The 18500-nt window shown below is 61.5% G+C and carries 14 protein-coding genes; 5 read left to right on the forward strand and 9 right to left on the reverse strand.

Features of this window, described 5'->3' with window-relative positions:
- Positions 1-119: 119 nt before the first annotated feature.
- The 3 genes from C2846_RS14020 to C2846_RS14030 are packed head-to-tail and all read right to left on the reverse strand — an operon-like array spanning position 120 to position 2474.
- Complete coding sequence (locus C2846_RS14020; protein WP_119701735.1) at positions 120-764, reverse strand: response regulator; 645 nt, start codon at positions 762-764, stop codon at positions 120-122.
- Positions 764-2035, reverse strand: a complete 1272-nt coding sequence (locus C2846_RS14025; RefSeq protein WP_119701736.1) for a HAMP domain-containing sensor histidine kinase — start codon at positions 2033-2035, stop codon at positions 764-766. Before C2846_RS14025 ends, C2846_RS14020 begins: the two co-directional genes overlap by 1 nt.
- Before the next feature lies 1 nt (position 2036).
- A complete protein-coding gene (locus C2846_RS14030) occupies positions 2037-2474 on the reverse strand; it encodes a cupredoxin domain-containing protein (RefSeq protein ID WP_080051205.1) in 438 nt (145 codons plus the stop codon).
- A gap of 155 nt (positions 2475-2629) precedes the next feature.
- On the opposite strand from C2846_RS14030, the gene C2846_RS14035 reads away from it, so the two are divergent.
- The 5 genes from C2846_RS14035 to C2846_RS14055 all read left to right on the forward strand — a co-directional run bounded on the left by C2846_RS14035 (position 2630) and on the right by C2846_RS14055 (position 7216).
- Complete coding sequence (locus C2846_RS14035) at positions 2630-3814, forward strand: ABC transporter substrate-binding protein (RefSeq protein WP_080051206.1); 1185 nt, start codon at positions 2630-2632, stop codon at positions 3812-3814.
- Positions 3815-3876: 62 nt separating this feature from the next.
- Positions 3877-4857: a YVTN family beta-propeller repeat protein gene (locus C2846_RS14040; RefSeq protein ID WP_080051207.1), complete on the forward strand. Its 981-nt coding sequence runs from the start codon at positions 3877-3879 to the stop codon at positions 4855-4857.
- Positions 4854-5588: an ABC transporter ATP-binding protein gene (locus tag C2846_RS14045; protein ID WP_119701737.1), complete on the forward strand. Its 735-nt coding sequence runs from the start codon at positions 4854-4856 to the stop codon at positions 5586-5588. The genes C2846_RS14040 and C2846_RS14045 overlap by 4 nt, the downstream gene beginning before the upstream one ends.
- Positions 5589-5590: 2 nt before the next feature.
- Positions 5591-6385 (forward strand): ABC transporter permease, encoded by a 795-nt coding sequence (locus tag C2846_RS14050; RefSeq protein WP_119701757.1) that lies wholly within the window; start codon positions 5591-5593, stop codon positions 6383-6385.
- A gap of 168 nt (positions 6386-6553) precedes the next feature.
- A complete protein-coding gene (locus C2846_RS14055) occupies positions 6554-7216 on the forward strand; it encodes a response regulator (protein ID WP_080051209.1) in 663 nt (220 codons plus the stop codon).
- Between the two features lie 37 nt (positions 7217-7253).
- Here the strand turns inward: C2846_RS14055 and C2846_RS14060 are convergent, their stop codons facing one another.
- The 6 genes from C2846_RS14060 to ercA all read right to left on the reverse strand — a co-directional run bounded on the left by C2846_RS14060 (position 7254) and on the right by ercA (position 18442).
- Positions 7254-9905 carry a hybrid sensor histidine kinase/response regulator gene (locus C2846_RS14060; RefSeq protein ID WP_080051210.1) on the reverse strand — a complete coding sequence of 884 codons (2652 nt, stop codon included), beginning with the start codon at positions 9903-9905 and terminating at the stop codon, positions 7254-7256.
- Positions 9835-10983: a nitric oxide-sensing protein NosP gene (nosP, locus tag C2846_RS14065; RefSeq protein ID WP_080051211.1), complete on the reverse strand. Its 1149-nt coding sequence runs from the start codon at positions 10981-10983 to the stop codon at positions 9835-9837. The genes C2846_RS14060 and nosP overlap by 71 nt, the downstream gene beginning before the upstream one ends.
- A gap of 550 nt (positions 10984-11533) precedes the next feature.
- A complete protein-coding gene (locus C2846_RS14070; RefSeq protein WP_080051212.1) occupies positions 11534-12697 on the reverse strand; it encodes a porin in 1164 nt (387 codons plus the stop codon).
- Positions 12698-12897: 200 nt separating this feature from the next.
- Positions 12898-15453: an insulinase family protein gene (locus C2846_RS14075; RefSeq protein ID WP_119701738.1), complete on the reverse strand. Its 2556-nt coding sequence runs from the start codon at positions 15451-15453 to the stop codon at positions 12898-12900.
- A gap of 105 nt (positions 15454-15558) precedes the next feature.
- The gene (locus C2846_RS14080; RefSeq protein ID WP_119701739.1) at positions 15559-17295 is read right to left on the reverse strand and encodes a hybrid sensor histidine kinase/response regulator; all 1737 of its coding nucleotides are present in this window, start codon (positions 17293-17295) and stop codon (positions 15559-15561) included.
- Positions 17279-18442: an alcohol dehydrogenase-like regulatory protein ErcA gene (gene ercA, locus C2846_RS14085; RefSeq protein ID WP_119701740.1), complete on the reverse strand. Its 1164-nt coding sequence runs from the start codon at positions 18440-18442 to the stop codon at positions 17279-17281. The genes C2846_RS14080 and ercA overlap by 17 nt, the downstream gene beginning before the upstream one ends.
- Positions 18443-18500 lie beyond the last annotated feature (58 nt).

Consider the following 18500-nt stretch of genomic DNA (forward strand, 5'->3'; position numbering starts at 1 on the left):
GCGCCGGCGCGCGACACCCCTAGGCCAGGCTAACTACTTCTGCGCAGACCGTCCGGGGAGCGTCGCGCGCCGGCGCGATGCTGGACCTGAACGCCCCGGCGCTACCTCGAACCCCGCAACTACCCCGCCGCCTGCACCCGAATCACTCCGGCATCGATGGCCAGGTGCACCAGTTCGGTCAGTGAGCTGACCGCCAGTTTCTGCTTCAGCACGGTGAGATTGTTCGACACGGTTTTACCGCTGATGCACAGCCGTTCGGCGATCTGCTTGGGTGGCATGCCCTTGGCCAGCATGACGAAGATCTCGAACTCACGCTGGGTCATCTCCCGCAAGCGTGGGTCGAGCTGGTCATCACTGCCGGCACAGGCCAGTTGGGTAGCCAGCTCCTGTTCGATATAACGCTGCCCGCCCAGACAGCGGCGCACCGCCTCCAGCAGCACTTGCGGCGCCGCGTTCTTGGTGATGAATCCCAAAGCGCCGGTCGCCAGTGCCTGACGCACCAGCGGCAACTCGTCATGCATGCTGAAAAACAGAATCCGCAGCGACGGCCAGCGTTGCAGCAACCGGCGGGCGGTTTCAATGCCGCTGATGCCCGGCAGGCCAACATCCAGAATCACCAGATCCGGCACTTGCCGCTGGGCTGCCGCCAGTGCATCCTCGCCACTGGTTGCCTCCTCGATCTGCGCCTGGCTCAGCATCATCGCCAACAGGCTGCTGTAACCCTGGCGCACAATGGCATGATCATCAACCAACAGAATGTTCATCAGAGTACTCCCTTGAGAGGAATATTCAGGTTGAGCAACAGGCCCTCTCCAGGCCGGGTAATGATCCGCAGCAGACTATTCAGGCAACGGGCACGCTCCTGCATCGAACGCAACCCCAATCCCGACTCAGGCTCAGCCGACAGCCCGCAGCCATTGTCCTGCACGCTGACCAGCAGACTGTCGCCTCGGCGCTGCAAGCGTACCCAGACCTGATCAGCCTGAGCATGCCGGGCAACATTGTTGAGCGCCTCCTGCAACAGCCGGTACAGATGGGTTCGGGCCTGCGGTTGCAGTTCCGGCAGATCCTCATCCAGTTCCAGATGGCAGTCGATGACCTGCTGATGCTGCCACTGCTCGGTCAGCTGACGCAGCGCCTGTTCCAACCCCAACCGCTCCAGCACCACCGGATGCAGCTCGCGTACCAGTCGGCGAAAACCCTGTTGCAGGCCGTCACAGGCCTGCAACAGGCGTCCAGCGTGATCGCGCACATGCTCAGGGCGATCTGCGGCCTCGCGCAACATGAAGGCTTGGGCACGGATACCGGTCAGGTACTGGCCCAAGTCGTCGTGCAGGGTATGCGCCAGCTCGGTACGCTCGCGCTCCTGCAGATTCATCAGCGCATGGGTCAGTTGCCGGTTGCTGGCCTCGGCCCGCTGCAAGGCGGCAGCCATGCCATTGAAACGCTCGGCCAGATGGTTGAGCTCGGGCTGCTGGCTGGGCATCAGCCGGGCATCCAGATCGCCGGTACGGATCTGCTGCAAGCCGCTGAGCAGTTCGTTGTAGGCCCGCAGCCCACGGCGCAGACCAAGCTGGATTACCAGCAGCGACAGAACAAAGGCAATGGCAAACACTACCAGCAACTGAATGACCGACTCCCAGGCCTCCTCCAGCTCGTCATGCGGGTCTGGGTTGATCATCCATTGCTGACCGTCGGGAAAGGTCACGTATACGGGCGGGAAACCACGTTCGATCGCGGGCCGCATCCAGTGCAACAGCCAGTCGGGAAACTCGTCACTGCTGGTCAGCACCAGTGGCTGGTCTGGACGGGAAATACGCACGTGGCGAATATTCTCGAACGGTTCCAGGGTACTCAGGTCGGCACTGCGTGACAGGCCGTCGAACAGATGCAGGGCCAGGGCCCGGCCGCTCTCCAGTTCGCGCACCACATCCTTTTCGGCCTGACGCAGCAGTACCAGCAGGGTTACTGCCAGCACCAGCGCGAAAGCCGCGCAAATCCACAATTGCAGGCGCGCGGCGGTCGACAGACGCATCTCACTTGACCACGAAGTGGCCAGTCATCCCGCGACTTTCCAGACCCTTGAGATAGAACTCATAGCGCCCAGGTACCAACGGGGTGAAAAAGATTTCCGCCTGTCCGGGCTTTTCGAACTCCAGCTCGTGCAGGTAGGCGGTCTTGATCTCGACATCTCCGGCCTCAACCTTGCGCAGGTGCGTGACCTTGAAGAAATCCGGCGCCTGGAAGGCGTATTCCTTCTGCCCGGACGAGATGATCTTGAGCCGATAGGCCTGACCGGTTTCGACCTCATATTCCTTGTGCGTCATGGCGAAGTCACTTTCTTCGTTACCCAGCACCAGATCAGGCAATGTGACCGGGCGGCGAGTCAGATCACCGGCAGCCAGGGCGCTGTTGGCCAACAGCAAGCTGGCACTCAGAATCGCGGCAGACAGGAATATTGGGGTGTTTTTCATGGTTATGGCCCTTGTTCTCATGTTGTCGAGGTTCATGCTCGGACATAGGACAAGTCACCGAAATAGTACCTTGGTACTGGCGCGTTGGTACTTTCTTCATATTTACCCCCGACTTGCGCAGCACCATGCTGGAGCCATCACAAGAAGGAGGCTCTATGCGCACATTCGCCCTGCATACTCTGATCGGCCTGCTGATGCTGTTCAGCGCCACTCTGATCGCCACCCGGGCCCACGCCAGCCTCGAAGTCTCGATTGGCTATGTGGCCTGGACCCCTGATCCCGGCCCGATCATGTCCAATGTGATTCCGGAACCTGAAGATGCCGGTCTGCAAGGCGCGCAGCTGGCAATCGTCGATAACAACAGCACCGGGCGCTTTCTCAAGCACAATTATCAGTTGCAGGTGGCCAGCGCCAGTGAACTGGATGCCACCCTGGACGCCGCCCGTGCCTTGCACGCCGAAGGTGTACGGCTGTTCGTCACCAACCTGCCGGCCGCTCCGTTGCAGCAACTGGCTGGCGAGTTCAGCGACAGCCTGCTGTTCAATGCCGGTAGCTACGATGATGGCCTGCGCAGCCAGAGCTGCCTGCCCAACGTGCTGCACACCCTGCCCAGCCGGGCGATGCTGACCGATGCCCTGGCCCAGTTTCTGGCGGTACGCAAGCAAACCCGCTGGCTGCTGATCAGCGGCAGTACCGAAGACGACCTGGCCTATGCCGAGGCGGTCAAGCGCAGCGCCAAGCGTTTCGGCCACCGGATCGTCGCCGAGAAACAATGGAGTTTCGATACCGACCTGCGCCGCGCCGCCCAGGCCGAAGTACCGCTGTTCACCCAGACCCGCGAATACGACGTGGTGATCGTCGCCGACGAACGTGGCGATTTTGGTGAATACATCCCCTACAACACCTGGTACCCGCGCCCGGTAGCCGGCACCCAGGGCCTGACTCCGGTTGGCTGGCACAAGACCGTGGAAACCTACGGCGCCGCGCAATTGCAGAAGCGCTTCGAGGATCAGGCCGGACGCTGGATGAACAGCCTCGACTTCGCCGCCTGGCTCGGGGTGCGCAGCATCGGCGCCGCCGTGACCACCCTGAAGCATGCCGACGTTGACGAGATTCGTGCCCTGAGCCTGTCCGACCGCTTGCCACTGGACGGATTCAAGGGCCGGCGCCTGAGCTACCGCACCTGGAACGGCCAGTTGCGTCAGCCGATCCCGGTGGTCCATCCGCGTGCGCTGGTAACCAACTCGCCCCAGGAAGGTTACCTGCACCCGGTGACCGACCTGGACACTCTGGGCTTCGATCAACCGGAAAGCCAGTGCGATCTGCTGGCGGGCCGTTGAAGGTTACTGGCCGCCGAGGCCAGACACCTTCAGATAACTACAACGACAACAGGAAAACCAACATGAAAACCTCATTTCTCAAAACCGGGTTACTGACCGGCGCTCTGCTGCTCGGCGGCTTCAGCCTCAACGCCCTGGCCGAAACTGCCTATGTCACCAATGAAAAGGACAACACCGTCTCGGTGATCGACCTGACCAAGATGGAGGTGGTCGACACCATCGACGTCGGCATGCGCCCACGCGGCGTGCTGCTGTCCAGTGACAACAAGCTGTTGTACATCTGCGCCAGCGACTCCGACCGGGTCCAGGTGATTGACCTGGAAACCCGCCAGATCATCAAAGAACTACCCTCCGGCGCCGACCCTGAGCAGTTCGCCCTGCACCCCAATGACCGCTGGCTGTATATCTCCAATGAGGACGATGCCCTGGTGACCGTGATCGATGTAAAAACCAATGAAGTGCTGGCCCAGATCGACGTTGGCGTAGAACCCGAGGGCATGGCGGTCAGCTACGACGGCAAGTGGGCGGTCAATACCAGCGAAACCAGCAACATGCTGCACTGGATCGACACCAGCACCAACGAACTGGTCGACAACACCCTGGTCGACCAGCGCCCGCGCCACGTCGAGTTCACCAAGGACAGCAAGACCCTGTGGGCCTCGGCCGAGATTGGCGGCACCGTGCATGTGGTCGATGTCGACAGCAAACAGATCCAGCACACCATCAACTTTGCGATCAAGGGCATTCACCCGGATCGGGTCCAGCCGGTCGGGGTAAAACTCTCCAGTGACGGCAAATATGCCTTCGTCGCCCTGGGGCCGGCCAACCATGTTGCGGTGGTCGACGCCCAAACCTATGAAGTGCTCGACTATATCCTGGTCGGCCGGCGGGTCTGGCACATGTCGTTCAATACCGATGAAAGCCTGCTGCTGACCACCAACGGCGTCAGCGGCGATGTCACTGTGATCGACGTCGCCAGTCTCAAGCCGGTCAAGAGCATCAAGGTCGGGCGCTATCCCTGGGGCGTGGTGGTGACCCCCTGATGCAACTCGACGTACGCGATGTCAGCTTCGCCTACGGCCAGCGGCTGGCGCTTCAGGGCGTCAGCTTCACGGTGCAGTCCGGCCGGCTGAACGCCCTGCTCGGCCCCAACGGCGCCGGCAAGAGCACGCTGATGGCCCTGTTCAGCCGCCTGTACCGGCTGCAACAGGGCGACATCCTGCTCGGCGAGCTGTCGATCCGCCGGCAACCGCGCCAGGCCCTGCGTCAGCTCGGTGTGGTGTTTCAGCAAAGCACGCTGGATCTGGATCTGAGCGTGCGTCAGAACCTCGCCTACCATGCCGCGCTGCACGGCCTGTCACGCCGCCAGGCCGCCCCACGCATCGAAAGCGAGCTGCAGCGCCAGGGTCTGCTCGAGCGCCAGCATGAACAGGTCCGCCAGCTCAATGGCGGCCATCGCCGCCGAGTCGAGATCGCCAGGGCACTGCTGCATGAACCAAAGATTCTGCTGCTCGATGAGCCCAGCGTCGGCCTTGATCAGGCCAGCCGCCTGGCTCTCAACCAGCACATCCGCCTACTGTGTGCCGAGCGCGGGCTGACGGTGGTCTGGACCACCCACCTGCTCGATGAGATTCAGGCCGAAGATCCGGTTGTGGTGCTGCACCAGGGCCGGATACTGGCCGAAAACAGCGCCGCCGAGCTGGTACGCAGCAGTGCTGCTGCCAGCCTCGCTGATGCCTTCGCCCGGCTTACCGGGCAAACGGAGGCGGCATGAACCTGCGCGCTTATCTGGCCTGCCTGGGCGGCATCCTGCAACGCGAATGGCTGCGTTTCATTCTCCAGCGCTCGCGGTTTCTCAGCGCCCTGGTCCGGCCGCTGCTATGGCTGCTGGTGTTCGCCGCCGGGTTTCGGGCGGCGCTGGGTGTCTCGATCATTGCCCCCTATGACACCTACATAACCTACGAAACCTACATCCTGCCTGGGCTGTGCTGCATGATTTTGCTGTTCAATGGCATGCAGGGCTCACTGTCGATGGTCTACGACCGTGAAATGGGCAGCATGCGGGTACTGCTGATGAGCCCACTGCCCCGGCCGTTTCTGCTGGTCGGCAAACTGCTCGGCACCTCGCTGATCTCGCTGATTCAGGTCTATGCCTTTATCAGCATTGCCTGGCTGTTCGACATCCAGCCCCCGGTCTTCGGCCTGCTGACCGCCCTGCCCGCGCTACTGCTGGCGGCCTTGCTGCTCAGCGCCCTGGGTCTGCTGCTGTCGAACGGGATACGCCAGTTGGAGAACTTCGCCGGGGTGATGAACTTCGTGATCTTCCCAATGTTCTTCCTGTCCTCAGCGCTCTACCCGCTGTGGAAAATGCGCGAAGCCAGCGAATGGCTGTACTGGCTGTGCAGTTTCAACCCCTTCACCCATGCAGTGGAACTGGTGCGCTTCGCCCTTTATGAGCGCTTCAACGCCATGGCCCTGATCATCTGCCTGGGCCTGCTGCTGGTGGTCACCAGCCTGGCGGTACTGACCTTTAACCCGCAGCATGCGGCGCTGCGGCGCAAGTCGGAATAGGCGGCGGGCATGCTTTGCGCTGTGCCCTTAAAGCATTTACTACTTTAGTATCGATTTTTTGTCCCAATGTATCATTTGCAAATCACCATCCCAGGGGTGTAATACACAAACATACACAAGAAGCAGCGGCCTTCGAGCAAGCTGCCCTAGCCACAGGTTGGAACAGCCATGTACAAGATACTCATCGCCGATGATCACCCGCTGTTCCGAGAAGCCATTTGCAATGTGATTCGCGAAGGCTTTCCCGGTACAGAGCTCATGGAAACCTCGGACCTGGACAGTGCTCTTGAACTCGCCAAGGAACAGGACGATCTGGACCTGATCCTGCTTGATCTGAACATGCCCGGCATGCATGGGCTCAACGGCCTCATCACCCTGCGCAACGAGTCGCCCTCGATTCCGGTGGTGATTGTCTCCGCCGAGGAAGACAAGCAGGTGGTGCTGCAGGCGATCACCTACGGCGCGGTCGGCTTCATCACCAAATCCTCACCACGTACGCAGATGACCGAAGCCATCGAGCAGATTCTCGGCGGCAATGTCTACCTGCCCTCGGATATCATTCGCGCCAACCGCACCATCACCCGGCGCAGCCCGGAAGAAACCCCGATCTCCCCCGAACTGCTGTACGCCCTGACCCGTAAGCAGCTGCTGGTCCTCGAGCGTATGGCCAAGGGCGAGTCGAACAAGCAGATCGCCTATCACCTGGATATCGCCGAAACCACGGTCAAGGCCCACGTCTCGGCGATTCTGCGCAAGCTCAATGTCCACAACCGGGTGCAGGCGATTCTCTCGGCCAGCGACGTGGATTTCAGCGCCTATCTGCGCCGCTGAGGCGGCGTGGAAGGCTGCTGTTGCAGCGTGATTGCAATCAGCCCTGCTGCGCCAGCAGATGGCTCATCGCGGTTTTCAGCTTCATAGGTTTTACCGGCTTGTGCATCAGCACATGACCAAGTTCGCGCACCTGCTGTTTGAGTTCGTTACTGTAATTGGCGGTAATCAGCAGCACCGGTAACGGCTTGCCGCGCCGGGCGTTGATACGGGCAACCACATCGACGCCGTTCTCATCGTTATCCAGGTGATAGTCGGCGATCAACAGATCGGCCGGCGCATGGAACTGATCGACCTGCGCAGCCAGATCATCTTCAGACAACGCGGTAACCACCTCGCAGCCCCAGCCTTCGAGCAGGGTGCGCATGCCGGCACAGATCGAAGCATCGTTATCCAGCACCCAGATTCTGGCCTGCTCCAGATGCTGACCAATCATAGCGGTCACCGGTCGCTCACTGACCGGTTCGTGACGCAGCCGGCCAAAGGGCACATCGACCGAGAACACCGAACCCTTGCCCTCAACCGAGTGCACCCGAATGCGATGGCCCAGCATGCGGGCTATCTTGTCGACGATTGCCAGCCCCAGACCCAGGCCCCGGTCTTTGGTGTTGGCCGCCGGATTGACCCGTTTGAACTCCTGAAAGATCTCCTGCAGCTTGTCCTGGGGAATCCCCAGCCCGGTATCCCAGACCTCGATACGCAGGCCATGGGCATGCCGACGACAGCCCAGCAGAATTCGGCCACTGCGGGTATAGCGGATGGCGTTGGACAAGAAGTTGCGCAGAATCCGCGCCAGCAGCTGCGGGTCGCTGCGCACCACCGCCTGGCTGCCAACGAAGCTGAATGTGAGCCCTTCGCTGGCCGTCACCTGACGGTACTCGTTGGCCAGATTGTCGAGCAGCTCTGACAGGGTGAAATCGCAGATATCCGGCTTGATCACTCCGGCATCCAGCTTGGAAATATCAACCAAGGTGCCAAGCAGGTTTTCCACATCCTCGAGCGAATGACTGACCTGGCGGATCAGGCCAGCGCTATGATCGGGTACCGGCTGTTCGAGCAAGGCTCCGGTAAACAGCCGGGCGGCGTTGAGCGGTTGCAGCAGGTCATGGCTGACAGCAGCAAGAAACTTGGTTTTCGACAGGTTGGCCTGCTCGGCCTCGCGCTTGGCCTCGCGCAGGCGCGACTCGGCCTGGGCCCGCTCGCTGATTTCCTGACGAAGCTGGTCGTTGAGCGCGGTCAGTTCCTGGGTACGCTCGCGCACCCGCTGCTCCAGATGCTGATAGGCCTGATGCAGGGCCTCGGCGGTTCGCCGCCGATCAGTGATATCGCGGATCAGTACAAAGATGCCGATCACCTCGCCTTCGGCATTGCGGTTGGGCACATAGGAGCGCAACAGGTAACGTTCCTGCTCCTCAAGGTTCGATTCGGCGAACTCGAAGGTCACGCTTTCGCCGTTGAAGGCCCGCTCGATGTAGGGTTCCAGACGGGCAAACTGCTCCTCACTGTGAGCCCGGCGCAGGCTGTGGCCGTGAATGTCGCCACGCGGCCAGCCGTACCACTCGTCATAGACCTTGTTGGTGAACTGATAGGTCAGGTCGTCACTCACATAGGCGATCATCGCCGGCACATGATCGGTGATCAGTCGCACCCAACGCTCGCTTTCCAGCAAAGCATTGGCGTACAGGTCATGCTCGGTAATATCGGTATAGGTGTTGACGAAACCGCCAGTCGGCATCGGGTGGGTGCGCACTTCCAGCACCCGACCATTGCTCAGGCGCTGCTCGCTGCTGAGCAATGGCTCACCATCCTCACACAGGGTGTAGGGCGTGAACAGATCCAGCTCGCTGTCTTCCATTACCTCGGCAAACGGTCGATGGGCCTCGATCGGCGCCAGTCCGGCCAGCTCCAGGAAACGCCCGTTCCATAACTCCAGCGCGCCTTCGTCGTTGACCACCGCCACACCTTGCGACAGGCTGTCGACCGTGCGCTGCAACAACCGGGTCTTCTGCGCCAAGGCCTTCTCGCGGCGTGCCGCTTCGGAATGCTTGAGGTCGGTGATGTCGGTGTACATGATCACCAGTCCGCCTTCACGGGTCGGCCGCTCGCTGACCTGCACCCAGCGCTGGTTACGCAACTGATAAAGCAAATGACCGTCGGCCCCGGCCTCGATATCCACCACCAGCCCGGTCGAAGTCGCCAGGCGCTTGACCTCGCTCAGAGTGGTGCCTTCCACCACCCGCGCCCGGGTTCCTTGCCAAAAGGCAGCAAACCGGCTGTTGAACAGCACGATGCGCATATGCCGGTCAAACAGGACGAAGGCATCGGAAACGCTTTCGATTGCATCGATCAGGTAATGATGGGCGGTCTCGGCCCTGGCCCGGGCCTCGCTAAGCAGGCGGTTGCTGGCCTGCAGTTCGGCCATGGTTTCGTTGAGCGCCTGGGTCCGCTCGCGAACCTGCTCGGCCAGTTCCACCGAATGCTGGAACGCCGCGTAGCTCTCGGTGCGCTGGCTGGAGCTGGACTCGACACGCTCGATCAGCGCCGCGTTAATCCGCCGCAACTTGTTGACCTCGGCCCGCAGCGCCAGCAGCTCATCATCGCTGCTCGGCAGCAACGCCTGTTCAGTGTGGTAAGGCAAAGGCCACCCCGGTGAAGGTCTGATTGATGTGCATGCCGTTGTACTGCTCGCCATAGGTGTTGAAACCAATCACCCGGTTGTTGGCGAGAAAGCGACCGAGGCTGTCGGCTTCACCGCGTAGCTCACTTTCCATCCGACGCAGAAAACAGTCGCAGCCAATGATCAGTACCGGTTCACCCAACTGCTGACGCAAACGCTCAATCTCCAGCCGCAAATCAGGCAGCAGCGGCCCCGGCTGCATGGCGGTCAGCACGATGCCGGTATCCACCGCGCAGTAGAAAGTCAGGCTGCCATCCGGGTTGACCCGCTGGATCGAGCGCACATAGAACTGATCACGAATGCGCACCGCCAGCACATTGAGGGCAAAATGGCTGAGGCTCAGCTCGCTCAACGGCACCCCGACCAACCGGGCATACTCCTCAGCGGCTGGCTCGGCATTAAGCTCCAGCACGGTGCGGGTTTCGCTGTCAGCGGCGGTGACCACCAACTTGTCGGCCAGAGGTTGCAGGTGATGGGTGGTGAATACCTCGAAATTGAGCCAGGTATTGAACATCACCACCACCGCCGCGCCGGTATGAAAGCGGCCCTGATGGTAAACATGGGTATGGCTGAGGTGATTATCGTCGCCGGCCGAGCCGCCAAAATGCGGGATGCTGCCCAACGCTGCGCTAAGGGTCGAGAGCACGACTTCCTCACGACTGGACAGGCCATCGAGCAGAGTCAGGGCGAAGGTGTGATCCTTGATTGGCGCCAGACCGGTATGCCGGCAGTGACTGAGCATGCGCTCGACCGCCTGCTGGGCATCGACCAGGCTGAAGTTGTCCAGCTCACGGATCAGCGTGCAGTCGACGGCAAAGGCCCGGTGATCAAAACCGATGGCCGTAATACAGCCGCGGCCATAGCCCTGCGAGGTAATTTCCCCGGCACTGGTGCAACCGGTCAGCGCCACTCCGCCGAAATGCTGCTCCAGCGCATCCGCCAGGGTCGCCAGGTCGTACTCGGCCGAACAGAAAAACAGCACGAAGCCCAGGTGCGGGTGCAGCAACTGGCTGGCCAGATCCTGAGCCGCCTGTTCCGGCTCTGCCGCGTCGGTCATCGCGGTCTTGAAACAATCGGCCAGCTTGTGCGGCATATCCGCCTCCCCACCTTTGACTATCTGCCTACCAGCACCACACCACCGCCCCTTCCTCGTCATCGCGAGGGCCGCAGGCCCGTGGCGATCCAGCCCTTACTCCCAGCAACCCCGATGGATTGCCGCGGCGCTTCACGCCTCGCAATGACGGTGAGGTGAAACACGTCACCGGCATTCTCTTGCCCCNGCTTCACGCCTCGCAATGACGGTGAGGTGAAACACGTCACCGGCATTCTCTTGCCCCGTCATCGCGAGGGCCGCAGGCCCGTGGCGATCCAGTCCGTACTCCCAGCAACCCCGATGGATTGCCGCGGCACTTCGTGCCTCGCAATGACGGTGGGGTGAAGCACGTCACCGGCATTCTCTTGCCCTGTCATCCTCTTCCCCGTCATCGCGAGGGTGGGTCTAGTTTGATTGTAGGGAGCGGCCACCGGGCTCGACATACTACTTCGGTACTGGGTGAATAAACCTTGGAAGTAATGGCCACCCGCCGTGACCCAAAACGCAACAACCGGGGCAAGCCCCGGTTGTTGGTAGTGCCTTGCCGGTTTTACCAGCTCAGCGCGACACCCAGCGCCACAGTGCTGGTTTTCTCCAGCTTCAGGCTGTTAGTGCGATCATCCAGCTCGAAGCGGTTGTACTCGCCAACCAGGGTCAGGTTGTCGTTGACACTGTGGAACAGCGCCACACCACGGGTCTTGTAGTCAGCCTTGACGCCAATACCGTTGCCGTCGTCCTTGGTCTTGCCGTAGGACAGCGCCAGACGGTTCTTGCCGAACTTGTAGGAACCCTGCAGCAGGTGACCCTTGCTGTCGATCTCGCGCAGTTGCGCCTGACCGGCGTTATTGGTGAAGAACGGGTTGACACCCTCGGCATCAAAACCGGAGGCGGTCAGCGACAGGTTGCCCATCTTGGCCTGGACACCGTAACCAAGGCCCTTGGAGGTCACAGAGTCGACGCTGCTGTCGGTGTTCTTCGAAGTCTGACGCTGGCCGTTGATCCAGGTGAACAGGTCGACACCACCCAGTTGGGCCTGATAGGTGATCTCGGTCTCGAAACGCGGACGGTCCTGATAGTTCTTGCCCACCAGCGAATCATCGGTGGTATCGACCGGATCCATGATACCGGCAGCCACCCGGAAGCCATTCATGACCGGCGAGCGGTAGGTGATCTGCGCAGTCGGGAACGGATAGGGATAACCGCTGCCAATGTTGCCAAAGGACACGCCACCGAAATCAACCAGCCCCAGGGTGTCGCTGACCTGACCGTAGCCGGCCAGGAACTCGTCGACGAAAATGTTGGAACGGGCGAACAGACCGAAGTCCTTACCTACCAGGAACTCACCCCAGTCGCCACCGATGGTGCCGTAGAACTGACGCACATCGATGTCGGTCGCGGTGCCGTTGGTTTCGCTGTCATTGATGGTGACCCAGAACGAGGAGCGTGCGCCCAGTTGCAGATCGCCCATGTCCTTGCCCATGTTGAAACCGATGTAGTTGGGCAGAAAGCCCATTTTCACCCGCGACTGCTTGCGCTCGCGGGCCGGATCGGCGCTGTCGACATCCGAATGGACATAGAAAACGTTGATGTAGCCGTCCGCAGAGAAAGTCGTGCCATCCTGATCGTACAGGGTGATGGCGGCGGATGCGGGTGCGCTGATGATGGCTGCGGCCAGTGCAGTCAACAGCGGGCTGGCAATCTTTTTCTTGTTCATTGTGCTCTCCGATGGATTCATGGCTGACGTTGTAATGCCGTCGGGCCGATTATCGGAAAGCCTCGGGAACCACCCCATTCTGCCAAGGGCGCGAATCCACCAGTCTTTGGTGGCAGGCAAAAAGCCTCGACCAATCAATGCTTTGGCATGTGCTACCAGCACTACCTTGGTAGCGGTCCAGGCACTAAACAGCTCTTGAATCAACCCGGCTGGGCACTGACCAGACGGATACGCCGGGCCTGGATGAAGAAACTGTGCAGCAGGTGCTGCCAGTCCCGCTCGGAGAGGGTGCGCAGCGTCAGCAATTGCTCGTCCAGCGACGACTGCAGTGGGTAGAGTGCCGCCTGCCAGGCAGCGTCGAAAGCGCCGTCGGCGGTTTGCCGCCGGGTCTGGATACTTGCTGCCAGGCGAGCCGCAGCCTGGCGCACCTGCTCGAACGGCAGCTCCCGCAAATACTGGTGCTGTTGTTCAAGACAGGCTATTGCCGCCTCATCGATCAGAGTCAGCGGCTGGTTCGGTGACTGGACCAACAGCAGTATGCCCGGCCAGCCGGACAATGGATGATAGCGCGCAACCACCCAGTAGCCGAGTTGCTGGCGGGTGCGCAACTGGTCGAAGAACGCCGGCGCCAGCCAGTGTTCAAGCAAGCGCCAGCCGATGTGCATCAGTGACCCGGCAGTCGGCGCCGGCAACCAGACCACCAGGGCCCGATCCGGATGGGCACAAGGCACCGGTCCGGACTGCATGAACGGCAAGCTCCAGTCCCAGGAGAACGGCGCGGCCACGGCCGGGAAGCGTTCACTCAGGTGGCCAGCAATGACGCCGTCAGACTCGCCCGACCAATCTTGCGGATGCAGCCAGAGCAACTGAGCCTGGGCACACAAGCGCCGCCAATCCGCCAGCGTCAACACCGGGGCGTTCAACAGTTGATCCGGCCCATCCTGCAAGCGCTGCAACAGCCGGTAGGCCGGCAAGGCCTGCACACGCTGACGATGATCGTGCTGCTGCAAGCGCCAAAGCACCGTCAGTTCAGTCTCGCTCGGAGGGTTCAGGCTCGCCAGCAGTTCGCCGAGCAATTCGGGCAAAACCTCGCGCGGGCCGCTCAAAGTCAGCTCTATACGCCCTTCCAACGCCTGCCAGTCGAGCTGCACGGCCCGCAAACTGGCCTGCTCGGCCAGCACTTCGCATTGCAACTGCCAGAGCCTGACCAGCCCGCTCAGACTGTTGAAGTCGGCCTGCTCGGCAGGCCAGCACCAGGCCAGGCGGGTCCGTTGCCAGGTGCCAACCGGCTCATTGCCGAGCCGGCGCACACCTGGTGGCATTGTTGTCTGAGCCGCCCCCTGCTCTGCGCGGCTCCGGCGTCCCCAGGCCGGCCAGTCGTCCGGTGCAAGTGCAATACCAGTGATCGGCGGGGGCGTCCGTCGCAAGGGCTGGCAAGCATAGGAGGTAGCTGTCCAGCGGCACTGCTCAGGCGTAATCTGGCCAGCGTTGCAACGCAGTACATGCGGTGCATCCTGTAACGCGGTCAACAACACTTGCCATAGCTGTGGCTCAGGACGCTGCCAGTCTTCGCTCTTCAGAAGCTGCTCGGCGCCCTGACGCAGCAGCCGTTCGGCCAACTGGGCGCACCAGATCAAGGGTTCACCCTGGGGCCCACGGCTGAACGCCTGATCAGCCCAGTCTTGCCGTTGCTCACAGGGCCAACCCTCTGGACCGGTCGCGGCCAGCGCGGCCAGCCATTGCTGCCAGGCACTGAGCAAAGTGGCGACGTCCAGCGCTGGTGACAACGGCTCCAGTTCAATCACCAGCAGCGCCGGACCGCTGACACCCGGCTCGATCCGCGCCTGCCAGTTCAGCACCACTCCCTGGCGCCGCAACCAGCCCAGAGCCGCAGCCGGAGCCGCACTGTTGAGCCAGGCCAGAAGCCAGTTGGCCGCGGCCGATTCGGCCGGCAGATTCGCCAGTGACCACAGCAGGGTCCAACTGCTGGAGCCTCCGGGGCCAGACCAGTCAATCAGCTGCGCGGGCGAGCGCAGCATGGGCTGTGGCCGTTGGCGCGGCTCACGCTCGCCCGCCGACAAGCTCCGTCCAAGCTGCTCAACCAGTCTCGATAAATGCTCAAGACTCGCTGGTGCATGCACCACCAGAGTCATTGCCCCGGCGCGGTAGTAGCGTCGATGAAAATCGTGCAGTTCGTTCGCCAGGCGTTGCGGCTCGGCAGCCAGACTCTCGGCATTGCCGGCAGAGAAACGCCCCCCCGGATGCCGGGGATCGAAACACAAGCCCAGCACCGCCTGACGATGAATGTCCGGGTCGGCCAGCCGGGTACGGAATTCGGCATCGATCACCTGACGTTCACTGGCCACCAGCGCCGGGCTGAACAATGGCTGCGCCAGCATATCGAGCAGATGCGCCAGACACTCGTCCAACCCCTCGGGGCTGACGCTGAAGTGCAGCCGCGTGCGCTCCGGCGCGGTGCTGGCGTTGAAACGTCCATCCCAACGGCTGACCCGTTCAGGAAAGCTGCCCGCTTGCGGATAACCGGCCGAGCCCATGAACAACAGGTGCTCGAGCAGATGGGCAAGCCCCGGATAGGCATCGGGCTCATCGTGACTGCCGACATCGACCAGCGCCACCGCCGTGGCCCGACTGGCCGCCGGATCAGCGATCAGCAGGCAGTGCAGACCGTTGGCATGCCGATACAGTTGATAGTCACGCCCGTCTGCCGGTGTGACAGGCAAGGCCAGGGCTTGCATGACGCATCACTCCGTTATGGATTTCCAGTCATGGTGAAAGGCGGTTTCGCCGCTGGGTACTGTGCTTTGGTACTGACAGGCGCAATACCAAAGTCGCAAATGATCTCAGCTTTTGAGCATCTGCCCGAGCATGGCTCGCAGCTTGCCGGCCTTGACCGGCTTGTTCAGCACCGGGATGCCCAGCTCACGCAAGGTCTGCTGGCAGTGCTCGCTGCGATCGGCGGTAATCATGATGGCCGGGATCGACCGCTGGAAATGCTCGCGCAACAGACTGACCGCCTCATCACCAGTACGCCCCTCATCCAGGTGATAATCGACCAGAATCACATCCGGCATGTCATCGCCCAAGACGTCCAGCGAGCTTGCGGCATCCAGCGCCAGATAGACCTGCGCACCCCACTGGCCAAGCAGGTCACGCATGCTGTCGAGAATGATCGGCTCGTTGTCGATCACCAGCAGCCGTCGCCCCTGCAACGGGGTACTGAGCTGTTCGATCAGGCCGGGAGCAACCTGGGGCGTGGCTGGGGCCATGCGGGCCAGAGGCACATCAACCGCGAACATCGAGCCACGCCCTTCAATCGAGCGCAATGTGATACGGGTGTCGAGCAGATTGGTGATCCGCTCGACGATGGCCAGCCCCAACCCCACACCCTTGCGCTGGCCGGCTCTGGCGCCCTGAAGCTGGTTGAACTCCTGAAAAATTTCGTCGAACTTGTCCGCCGGAATCCCCCGCCCGGTGTCCCAGACCTGAATGCTCAGTCGGCTACCCCAGAGCCGGCAGCCAATCAGCACCCGGCCCTGGTCGGTGTAGCGAATGGCGTTGCTGAGCAGGTTACGCAAAATCCGGCTGAGCAGCCGATAGTCGGTCCTTACTGCCCAGTGCCCCGGACGTGAGCGCAACTGCAGGCCTGCGACATCGGCCACCGCCCGGAACTCATCAACCAGCGGATCAACAATGTCGGCCAGAGCATAATCGCCCCACTCCGGCTTGACGCTGCTTTGGTCCAGACGAGCGATATCGAGCAAGTCGGTCAGCAGATCCTCGGTGCTTTCCAGGGCACTGTGAGAGCGCTCGACCAGTTGCGCCTCAGCGGCTTCCAGCGAGCGCTCGCGCAAGGTCGCCAGCAGCAACCGGGCGGCATTCAGCGGTTGCAGCAGGTCATGACTGGCTGCGGCCAGGTAGCGGTCCTTGCTGCGATTGGCCTGTTCGGCGGCATCGCGGGCATCGCGCAGTTCCCACTGCACCCGCTCACGTTCGATGATCTCGTGGCGCAGATGATCGTTCAGCGCTTCCAGCTCACGGGTGCGTTCCTGTACCCGCTGCTCCAGCTCATCATTGAGTCGCTGCATCGCCGCCTGGGCCTGCTTACGCTCGGTGATATCGGCGACGAAAGCCTCAACCACCGACTCAGCGGCATCCGGCTTGAGCAGCAGACTCATGCGCACATCGATGGCCCGGCCATCTTCGCGCAACAATTGGGTTTCATAGCCGGTAAGCTCGCCGTTGAGCAGCAAGGTCTTGCGAATACTCTGAAACTCTTCGCGGCCACCGATAAAAAAGCCCTCTGCCAGGCTTGGGTAGGCCTGCACTACCTCATCAACCGTCGGATAGCCCAGCAGTTTGGCCATTGACGGGTTGGCGGCCAGCAACCCGCGCTCCAGGCTGGCCTGAAAAATCCCCAGTGCGGCATTCTCGAACAACCACTTGTAGCGATTGCGCTCGGCCTCCAGCTCTTCCAGCCGGATCAGCAGTTCGGGGTAATAGTTCTTGCGCGAAGAGTGCGAACCCAGGCCCAGCAGCCCGGTCAGCACATCACCGCGTTGATCAGAGCGCTTCGGCATACACCACTTCGACATCGCGCAGATTGGACTCACGCGGGTTGGTGAGGATGCAGGGGTCATCCATGGCATGGAGCGACAGCATCGGCAAATCACTGGTGCAAACCCCATGCATCGACAGGGTCTGCTGGAAGCCAACCGCCTGCTTCAGCTCGATCAAATGTTGCACCAGGCGCTGGCGTACCTGTGGCGTGGTCAGCCCACGGGTATCGATCCCCAAAGTCTCGGCGATGACCTTGAAACGGTCGGGCGCAGCATCGAAATTGAACGCCACCACATGCTCGACCAGAATCGCGTTGCACAGCCCATGCGGCAGATCGAGAAACCCGCCCAGGCTGTGCGACATCGCATGCACCGCACCGAGAATCGCGTTGGAAAACGCCAGACCGGCCTGCAGGCTACCGAGCATGACCTTCTCACGCAGCGCCACATCCTGTGGGTTGGCGATCATCGGCACCAAGTGGCTGTTGAGCAGGCGCATGGCCTCCAGCGCATGGGCGTCAGTCATCGGCCCGCTGCCGGTGGAGACGAAGGCCTCAATGGCATGAACCAGCGCATCGACCCCGGTGCAGGCAGACAGAAACGCATCCATGGTCATGGTGGTTTCCGGGTCGATCAGCGAGACATCGGGCACCACCGCCTTGCTGATGATCGAGAACTTCACTTTCTCCTGCTGATCGGAAATGATCACGAACTGCGAGACATCGGCTGAAGTGCCGGCGGTGGTGGGAATGCAGATCAGCGGCGGGCCTGGAGCACGAATGGTATCCACGCCCTCAAAGGTAAGAATGTGCCGATCATGGGCAACCACGATGCCGATGGCCTTGGCGCAATCCATAGGGCTACCGCCACCGATGGCGACGATGACGTTGCAGCCCGCAGCCCGGTAAACCTCGGCGCCGTGCATCACCTCTTCGGTGCGCGGGTTAGCCGAAACCTGGGTGAACAACACATAACCGATGCCCTGCTCCTGCAGGCTTTGTTGGACATCGCTCACCCAGCCGGCGGCTTGCACACCGGGGTCGGACACCAGCAAGACCTTCCTGGCGCCAAAGTTGGACGCATAGTTGGCAACGGTTTTGCGCGACCCTGCGCCGAAAATGATCTCCGGGGTAACGAACTTGCGAAGCATACTGATATCGTGGGACATGGCGCCGGCATCAAGTGTTGTAGTTATAGGTATGCAGACTACCGCATTAAGCAACGCT

It is taken from the genome of Pseudomonas jilinensis (genome assembly GCF_003586265.1).
GTDB lineage: Bacteria > Pseudomonadota > Gammaproteobacteria > Pseudomonadales > Pseudomonadaceae > Halopseudomonas > Halopseudomonas phragmitis.

What these genes read in the sequence shown, in the direction of transcription:
- C2846_RS14080 (WP_119701739.1), bottom strand. Translation starts at nt 17,295, where the DNA reads ATGCCGAAGCGCTCTGATCAACGCGGTGATGTGCTGACCGGGCTGCTG.
- C2846_RS14030 (WP_080051205.1), bottom strand. Translation starts at nt 2,474, where the DNA reads ATGAAAAACACCCCAATATTCCTGTCTGCCGCGATTCTGAGTGCCAGC.
- C2846_RS14025 (WP_119701736.1), bottom strand. Translation starts at nt 2,035, where the DNA reads ATGCGTCTGTCGACCGCCGCGCGCCTGCAATTGTGGATTTGCGCGGCT.
- C2846_RS14035 (WP_080051206.1), top strand. Translation starts at nt 2,630, where the DNA reads ATGCGCACATTCGCCCTGCATACTCTGATCGGCCTGCTGATGCTGTTC.
- nosP (WP_080051211.1), bottom strand. Translation starts at nt 10,983, where the DNA reads ATGCCGCACAAGCTGGCCGATTGTTTCAAGACCGCGATGACCGACGCG.
- C2846_RS14060 (WP_080051210.1), bottom strand. Translation starts at nt 9,905, where the DNA reads ATGGCGAGCAGTACAACGGCATGCACATCAATCAGACCTTCACCGGGG.
- C2846_RS14075 (WP_119701738.1), bottom strand. Translation starts at nt 15,453, where the DNA reads ATGCAAGCCCTGGCCTTGCCTGTCACACCGGCAGACGGGCGTGACTAT.
- C2846_RS14040 (WP_080051207.1), top strand. Translation starts at nt 3,877, where the DNA reads ATGAAAACCTCATTTCTCAAAACCGGGTTACTGACCGGCGCTCTGCTG.
- C2846_RS14070 (WP_080051212.1), bottom strand. Translation starts at nt 12,697, where the DNA reads ATGAACAAGAAAAAGATTGCCAGCCCGCTGTTGACTGCACTGGCCGCA.
- C2846_RS14055 (WP_080051209.1), top strand. Translation starts at nt 6,554, where the DNA reads ATGTACAAGATACTCATCGCCGATGATCACCCGCTGTTCCGAGAAGCC.
- C2846_RS14020 (WP_119701735.1), bottom strand. Translation starts at nt 764, where the DNA reads ATGAACATTCTGTTGGTTGATGATCATGCCATTGTGCGCCAGGGTTAC.
- ercA (WP_119701740.1), bottom strand. Translation starts at nt 18,442, where the DNA reads ATGTCCCACGATATCAGTATGCTTCGCAAGTTCGTTACCCCGGAGATC.